Source organism: Streptomyces xiaopingdaonensis (assembly GCF_000262345.1).
Classification (GTDB): Bacteria; Actinomycetota; Actinomycetes; order Streptomycetales; family Streptomycetaceae; genus Streptomyces; species Streptomyces xiaopingdaonensis.
Genome location: NZ_AJTQ01000049.1, coordinates 1 through 7,340, shown reverse-complemented (window position 1 = coordinate 7,340; position 7,340 = coordinate 1). Strand labels below are relative to the sequence as shown.

Genomic DNA, 7,340 nt, shown 5'->3' with positions numbered 1-7,340 from the left:
GCCGGTTTCGGCGGGTGCGGAACGGTCCCGCCTCCCGCGACCGGAGGTCCGCGGGAAGCCGTTCGGGGGCGGACCGGGCGCCGGCACCGCACCGCATCGGCAGCAGGGGCCGGGAGGCCGAGGACGGAGCGGTGGCGGCCCTCGGTGAGTCGGACCTCGTGCGTCCGCGCGGAGGGCAGTGGTCCGTTCCCGGCGGTCGCCCTCGTCCGCACGGAAGCCCAGCACGGCGGTCGCCGGCCCGCACCGGCCCGCATGGCGGGGGCGGGCCGGGTCAATCGAGCGGGAACGGCAGCCCGGTGTAGTTCTCCGCGAGGTGGGTCGCGGCCGAGCGGGCGGTGGCGATCCGGTCGAGGCGGGCGAGCTGGAGGCGGTCGTCGAACTCGGTGCCCTCCGGGTCCCGGTGGAGCACGGTGGTCAGGGAGTAGCTGAAGCGCTCGGCCTGCCAGACGCGGCGCAGGCACAACTCCGAGTACGCGTCGAGGTGCCGGCTCGATCCGGTCCTGCGCTCGTGGGCGAGTCCGCGCGCGAAGGCGACGACGTCGCCGACGGCGAGGTTGAGCCCCTTGGCACCCGTCGGCGGGACGATGTGGGCCGCGTCCCCCGCGAGGAAGAGGTTGCCGTACCGCATCGGTTCGTGGACCAGGCTCCGCATCGCCGTCACGGACCTGGAGGTGATCGGGCCGCGTTCCAGCCGCCCGGCGCCGGGCGTCCCGGTGCGGTGGTCGAGTTCGTCCCAGACCGCCTCGTCGCTCCACCGGGCGGCGTCGGTGCCGGCGGGGACCTGGAGGTAGAGACGCGAGAGCTCCAGGGAGCGCATGCTCAGGAGCGCGAACCCCCGTTCGTGGCGTGCGTAGACCAACTCGGCGCTGCTCGGCGGGGTTTCGGCGAGGACGCCGAGCCACGCGTACGGGTAGCCGCGCTCGAAGACGCGAGCCGTGCCGGCGGGGAAGGCCGACCTGCCGACGCCCCACGAGCCGTCGCAGGCGACGACGTAGTCGCACTCCAACTGCCGCTCCCCGCCCTCGTGGCGGTAGCGTACGCGCGGGCTCGGGCTCTCGGCGTCCTCGACGGCGAGAGCCTCCGCCTCGAAGAACAGCGGCCCTCCCTCGGCGAGTCGGAGAGCGATCAGGTCCTTCACGACCTCGGTCTGCGGATAGACCGTCACCGCGCGGCCGCCGGTGAGCGAGGGGAAGTCGATACGGTGCCGGCGGCCGTCGAACCGCAGCTCGATGCCGTTGTGCGGCAGCCCCTCGCGGTCCATCCGGGCGCCGGCGCCGGCCGCGCGGAGCACGTCGGCCGTGCCCTGCTCCAGGATGCCGGCGCGCTGCCGCTGCTCGCAGTACGCACGGTCGCGGGCCTCCAGGACGACGGAGTCGACGCCTCGCAGATGGAGGAGCCTCGCCAGCAGCAGTCCCGCGGGGCCCGCCCCGATGATGCCGACCGTGGTGCGCATCGCTGTACCCCTCCGTCCTGCGGCGCCCGGTCTCGGTCGGCTCGGCAACGGCACGGGGATACCGGGCGGGTTCGCCTGGTGAACCAACGTTCGGCCGCACTGGCCGGGAGTCTCCGCCCGGGGGCGACGGGTGTCAACGATCGCCGGTGCCGAGCCACCGACCGCCTTGTCCGGCGGGGGCCCGCAGGGGGTGCGAGCGGCGGCGCGCGGGCTACGACCGTCGGTCCTGCCGGTCGGCAGCGGTGAGCAGGGCCTCCAGGAGTCCGGGGAAGAGCTCCTCCAACTCGTCCCTGCGCAGCGAGTTGACCTTGGAGGTGCCGCGGTAGACCTGGGCCACGACGCCGGCCTCGCGGAGCACGCGGTAGTGGTGCGTCAGCGTCGACTTGGAGACGGGGACCTCGACCGCCGAGCACGTCAGACCGGACTCGGCCGCGGCGAGAGCGCACACGATCCGCACGCGCGCGGGGTCGGAGAGCGCATGGAGCACGCCCTCCAGGCGGATCTGGTCGGGCGCGGGGTGCGGCAGTCGGCGGGGAGCCGTCGTCGGGGTCACACCGGGGATTGTACGAAGCCTTCCGTAGTTTGACACCTCACGTACTAACGGGGTTACGGTGCCGAGCGAGCCGAGAAGAGGAGAAAGCCGCCGTGAGCGCACTGTTCGAGCCCTATACCCTGCGATCGCTGACGATCCCCAACCGCGCCTGGATGGCCCCGATGTGCCAGTACTCGGCGGCGCCCGAGGGCGAACTCGTGGGCGCCCCCACCGACTGGCACTTCCAGCACCTCGGCGCCCGCGCCGCGGGCGGGACCGGCCTCGTCCTCACCGAGGCCACCGCCGTCACGCCGGAAGGCCGGATCAGCCCGTACGACCTCGGCATCTGGAACGACGCGCAGGTAGCGGCGTTCCGCCGGATCACCGGGTTCCTCAGCGACCAGGGCAGCGTCCCCGGCATCCAGTTGGCGCACGCGGGGCGCAAGGCGTCGACCGAGCGCCCGTGGGTCGAGCGGGGAGCGCCGATCGCGCCGGGCGCGGGCTACGGCTGGCAGCCCGTCGGCCCGAGCCGCCTCGCCTTCGACGAGCACCACCACGAGCCCACCGAGCTGTCGGCGGACGGGATCGCGGAGGTCGTCGAGGCGTTCGCGCAGGCCGCGCGCCGCTCGCTGGAGGCGGGTTTCCGCGTCGCCGAGATCCACGGCGCGCACGGATACCTGATCGGCGAATTCCTCTCGCCGCACAGCAACCACCGCACCGACGGCTACGGCGGCACCTTCGAGGGGCGCACCCGCCTCGCGCTGGAGGTCGTCGACGCGGTGCGCGCGGTGTGGCCCGAGGAACTGCCGCTCTTCTTCCGCGTCTCGGCGACCGACTGGCTGAGCGAGAACCCGGAGGACGACCGCGAGGGCTGGACCGGTGACGACACCGTCCGCCTCGCGAAGGAGCTCCACCGGCGCGGCGTCGATCTGCTCGACGTCTCGAGCGGCGGCAACGCGCCCCGGGCGAGCATCCCCGTGGGCCCCGACTACCAGGTGCCGTTCGCCGATCGGGTACGGAACGAGGCCGGCATGCCGGTCGCCGCCGTCGGGCTGATCACCGAGCCCGCGCAGGCCGAGGAGCTGCTCACCTCAGGACGCGCGGACGCCGTGCTCCTCGGGCGCGAGCTGCTCCGCGACCCCTCCTGGGCGCGCCGTGCCGCGCGGGAACTCGGCGGAGAGGTACGGGTGCCGGAGCAGTACGCGCGCTCCTGAGAGCGGGCGGCGTCTTCGCAGGTCGGACGGATTGTCAGTGGGCGCGTACAGACTGTTGCGCGTTCGGACGGAGACGTCCCCTTGTGGAGGCAGCAATGACCGAAGTACTCCTCGCCGTCGGCACCCGCAAGGGGCTGTTCCTCGCGCGGCGGCCCCTGGGCCAACGGTCCTCCGCCGGCTGGCGGTTCACGGGCCCCCACCTCGACGCGCAGGCCGTCTCGGCCGTCGCCGTCGACACCCGCGGCCGTGTGCCGCGGGTGCTCGTCGGCGGGGACAGCTCGCACTGGGGCCCCTCGGTCCTCAGCTCGGACGACCTCGGCGCCACCTGGCAGGAACCTGCCGCGCCACCCGTGAAGTACCCGCCGGACACCGGTACTTCGCTCGAGCGCGTCTGGCAGCTCCAGCCCGGCGGCCCCGACGAACCCGGCACCGTCTGGGCCGGCACCGAGCCGGGCGGACTCTTCCGCTCGGAGGACGCGGGAGAGTCCTTCGCCCTGGTGCGCGGGTTGTGGGAGCACCCGACGAGGCAGGGGTGGATGCCGGGCGGAGGCGGCCTCGGGCTCCACACCGTCCTCGTCGATCCGCGCGACTCCTCCTCGGTGACCGTCGCCGTCTCCACCGGCGGCGTCTACCGCACCTCCGACGCCGGGGAGACCTGGTCCCCGTCGAACGAGGGCGTACAGGCGGCCTTCCTCCCGGAGAGCATGCAGTTCCCCGAGTTCGGCCAGTGCGTCCACAAGGTCGCAAGGGACGCGGCGGACCCGGACCGCCTCTACCTCCAGAACCACTGGGGCGTCTACCGCAGCGACGACGCCGGCGCCACCTGGCTGGACATCGGCTCGGGCCTCCCGTCCGACTTCGGCTTCCCCGTCGCGGCACACCCGCACCGCGGGGGCACCGCCTACCTCTTCCCGCTCAACGCCGACTCCGACCGCGTCCCGGCCGGACACCGCTGCCGGATCTACCGCACCGAGGACGCCGGCGGCAGTTGGCAGCCGCTCACCGCGGGGCTGCCCACTGCTCCGCACTACGGCACGGTCCTGCGCGACGCGCTCTGCACGGACACCGCCGAGCCCGCCGGCGTCTATTTCGGCAACCGCAACGGCGAGCTCTTCGCCAGCGCCGACGAGGGTGAGACCTGGCAGGAACTCGCCGCCCACCTCCCGGACGTCCTGTGCCTCCGTGCCGCGGTGCTCGGGTGAAGAAGAGGGGCCCGCGCGCCGGGAGCGGTCCCGCGCTCCGTGCACGGCAGGGGGCGCGCGGCGGGAGGTGTGCAACAGCCCGTCCGGAGAAGGGGGATGGGGCTCGCGGCCACCGCGGAGCCAGTAGAGTGACCCGCCGTGGCTGCACGACCGTTGAACGAAATCGTCGAACCCGGCTGGGCCAAGGCACTGGAGCCGGTCGCCGAACGCATCGCCGACATGGGCGACTTCCTCCGTGCGGAGGTCGCCGCCGGCAGAACCTACCTGCCGTCGGGCCAGAACGTCCTGCGCTCCTTCCAACAGCCCTTCGACGAGGTGCGCGTGCTCCTCGTCGGCCAGGATCCCTACCCCACCCCAGGACATGCCGTCGGCCACTCCTTCTCGGTGGCCCCCGAGGTCCGTCCGCTGCCGGGAAGTCTGGAGAACATCTTCCGCGAGCTCCACGACGACCTGGGCGTCCCCCGCCCGTCCAACGGCGACCTCACCCCGTGGACGAGACAGGGCGTACTCCTCCTCAACAGGGCGCTCACCACGGCCCCCCGCAAGCCGGCCGCGCACCGGGGCAAGGGGTGGGAGGAGGTGACGGAGCAGGCGATCAAGGCGCTCGTCGCGCGCGACCGGCCCCTCGTCGCCATCCTGTGGGGGCGGGACGCGCGGAACCTGCGGCCGATGCTCGGAAGGGTCCCGGCCGTCGAGTCCTCGCATCCCTCGCCGATGTCGGCGGACCGCGGGTTCTTCGGCTCCCGTCCGTTCAGCCGCACCAACGCGCTCCTCGCGGAGCAGGGCGCCGAACCGGTGGACTGGCGGCTGCCGTGAGCTGGGTGCTCGGCGTCGACTCGGGCGGCTCCGGCCTGCGGGTGGCGCTCGCGCGCTCCACGGGGGCGGGCTCGACAACGGTCGCGACCGCCGAGCGAGGGCCCGTGCGCACCGGCACCGAGGGCATCGACGCGCTCCACATGGCTGAGCAACTCCTCGCCGTCGTCGGCCCGTTGCGTGCCGACGCGGGTACGGAGAGCGCCCCGCTCGACGCCGTCTGCGTCGGCGCCGCCGGCATGGCGACGCTCGGCGCCGACCTGCGTGCCGAGCTTCCCGGCTTCCTGCGCCGGGAGTTCGGCACCGAGCGCCTCCTCCTCGCGGCCGACGCCGTCACCGCGTACGCGGGAGCCGTCGGGGAGCGCCCGGGCGCCGTCGTGGCAGCGGGGACGGGGCTGATCGCGCTCGGCACCGACCTGCGGACGTGGCGCCGTGCCGACGGCTGGGGGCATCTCCTCGGGGACTGCGGCAGCGGCGCCTGGATCGGCCGCGCCGGGCTCGACGCCGCACTCCGCGACCACGACGGCCGCGAAGGCGGCTCGCACACGCTCAGAGCCCGCGCCGAGGACGTGTTCGGCCCGCTCCCCCAACTGCCCTCGCGGCTCTACCCGCGCGAGGACCGCGCCGCGTTCCTCGCCTCCTTCGCGCCCGAGGTGGCCGCCTGCGCCGATACGGACCCCGTCGCCGGGCGCATCCTGGAGGAGGCCGCGCGGGAGGTCTCGCGCGCCGCGGCAGCCGCCTGCCCGCCCGGTGAGGCGGCACCCGCCGTCGCCCTCACCGGCGGCCTGCCGCGGATGGGTGAGCCGCTGCTCGGGCCCGTGCGGCGGGAGTTGGGCCGGCGACTGCCGGCGGCCCGGCTCGTCGAGCCCGCAGGCGATCCGCTCGACGGGGCCGTGCTCCTCGCCGCCCGCCACGCCGCGGCCTCCCTCACGCTGCCCGCGGACGCGGCGCTCCTCCAATCGCTCCCCGTCTCCCGCTAGCCGTCCCCGTCACCGGGTGCGGCCCCGGAGCACTCCCGTGTGGGTGGTGGAGACACGGCAGGGTGACGCGACGCGCGGGTCGAAACAGGACATTCCCGTCCGCAACTCCCCCGGCCAAACAGCTAAGCCCACCAAGGCATTAACATGCGGGCGCATGAGCTCCCCCACAGGACCGGACAATGGCCTGCCCGTACGAATGCCGCGTCCGCGCCAGCCCGGACGGCACCGCAAGCCCGAGCCCGTCGTCGCGCCGGAGAACGCGCCCGCCCTCGTGCTGGCCGTCCCCGGGACGCCCAGCGGCCCGGCGCGGAGCGTCGCCGAGGAGTCGCTGAGCATAGCGCGGTCCGAACTCCCCGGCCTGGACGCCCGACTCGGCTTCGTCGACGGCGGCGACGAGGAGTTCCCCGCCCTGGACGCCGTACTGCGCCAGGCCGCCGCCGAGCGCGGCGAGCCGCAGCCCTCCGGCGCCGAGCCGCAGCCCGACGCGGGGCCGACGGCCGTCGTCGTGCCCCTGCTCGCCGGGCCCGACGCCGCACAGATCCGGCTCATCCGGCAGGCCGTCCTCAACTCCGGTGGCAGCGCGGAGTTGACCGACGTCCTCGGCCCGCACCCGCTCCTCGCCGAGGGCGTGCACGTGAAGCTCTCGGAGGCCGGCCTGGCACGCGCCGACAGGGCCCGGCTCTTCACCGTCGCAACCGCGGCCGACGGCATCATCCTCGCCACCATGGGCGGCGAGGAGGCGGTGCAGGCCGCGGGTATCACCGGGATGCTCCTCGCCGCGCGGCTCGCGGTGCCGGTGCTCGCGGCCGGGCTCGACGAGGAAGGCGCCGTCGGGCGCATCGCGGAGCAGCTCCGCAGCTCCGGCTCGCAGCAACTCGCCCTCGCGCCCTGCCTGATCGGCCCCGAGGTCCCCGGAGGGCTGCTGGAGGCGGCCGCGCAGGAGGCGGGCTCGACGAGCGCGGAACCGCTCGGTTCCTACCCGGCGATCGGCAAGCTCATCGCCTCGACGTACGCGGCGAAGCTCGGCATCGCGCAACAGCAGCCGCAGGGCATGTCGGTCCGCTGACGCCCGCGGCACGGAACCAGCGGCCGGGGCCGTCGGAGCGCGCACGGGCAGCGCCTCCGGCGGCCCCGCGGATTCCACCC

7 protein-coding genes are annotated in these 7,340 nt (G+C 74.6%); 5 read left to right on the top strand and 2 right to left on the bottom strand.

Annotated elements, in window-relative coordinates; genetic code table 11:
- Positions 1 to 271 precede the first annotated feature (271 nt).
- Positions 272 to 1,453 carry a 4-hydroxybenzoate 3-monooxygenase gene (locus UWG_RS0103575; protein WP_016905835.1) on the bottom strand — a complete coding sequence of 394 codons (1,182 nt, stop codon included), beginning with the start codon at positions 1,451 to 1,453 and terminating at the stop codon, positions 272 to 274.
- A 211-nt stretch (positions 1,454 to 1,664) separates the two neighbouring features.
- The gene (locus UWG_RS0103570; protein ID WP_016905834.1) at positions 1,665 to 2,006 is read right to left on the bottom strand and encodes an ArsR/SmtB family transcription factor; all 342 of its coding nucleotides are present in this window, start codon (positions 2,004 to 2,006) and stop codon (positions 1,665 to 1,667) included.
- Positions 2,007 to 2,098: 92 nt separating this feature from the next.
- Between UWG_RS0103570 and UWG_RS0103565 the strand changes: the two genes are divergently transcribed.
- The 5 genes from UWG_RS0103565 to UWG_RS0103545 all read left to right on the top strand — a co-directional run bounded on the left by UWG_RS0103565 (position 2,099) and on the right by UWG_RS0103545 (position 7,260).
- A complete protein-coding gene (locus UWG_RS0103565; RefSeq protein WP_016905833.1) occupies positions 2,099 to 3,199 on the top strand; it encodes an NADH:flavin oxidoreductase/NADH oxidase in 1,101 nt (366 codons plus the stop codon).
- 95 nt (positions 3,200 to 3,294) lie between these two features.
- Entirely contained in the window at positions 3,295 to 4,401 is a 1,107-nt protein-coding gene (locus tag UWG_RS0103560; protein ID WP_016905832.1) for a WD40/YVTN/BNR-like repeat-containing protein, read from the top strand.
- Between the two features lie 138 nt (positions 4,402 to 4,539).
- Positions 4,540 to 5,217, top strand: coding sequence for a uracil-DNA glycosylase (locus UWG_RS0103555; RefSeq protein ID WP_029391132.1), 678 nt, complete (start codon positions 4,540 to 4,542; stop codon positions 5,215 to 5,217).
- A complete protein-coding gene (locus UWG_RS0103550; RefSeq protein ID WP_016905830.1) occupies positions 5,214 to 6,194 on the top strand; it encodes an N-acetylglucosamine kinase in 981 nt (326 codons plus the stop codon). Before UWG_RS0103555 ends, UWG_RS0103550 begins: the two co-directional genes overlap by 4 nt.
- Positions 6,195 to 6,348: 154 nt before the next feature.
- Positions 6,349 to 7,260 (top strand): sirohydrochlorin chelatase, encoded by a 912-nt coding sequence (locus UWG_RS0103545; RefSeq protein ID WP_193386405.1) that lies wholly within the window; start codon positions 6,349 to 6,351, stop codon positions 7,258 to 7,260.
- The last annotated feature ends 80 nt before the right edge of the window (positions 7,261 to 7,340 follow it).

Bases quoted from the DNA above. Each gene is read 5' to 3' on its own strand.
- UWG_RS0103575 (WP_016905835.1), bottom strand. From the start codon at position 1,453: ATGCGCACCACGGTCGGCATCATCGGGGCGGGCCCCGCGGGACTGCTG.
- UWG_RS0103560 (WP_016905832.1), top strand. From the start codon at position 3,295: ATGACCGAAGTACTCCTCGCCGTCGGCACCCGCAAGGGGCTGTTCCTC.
- UWG_RS0103545 (WP_193386405.1), top strand. From the start codon at position 6,349: ATGAGCTCCCCCACAGGACCGGACAATGGCCTGCCCGTACGAATGCCG.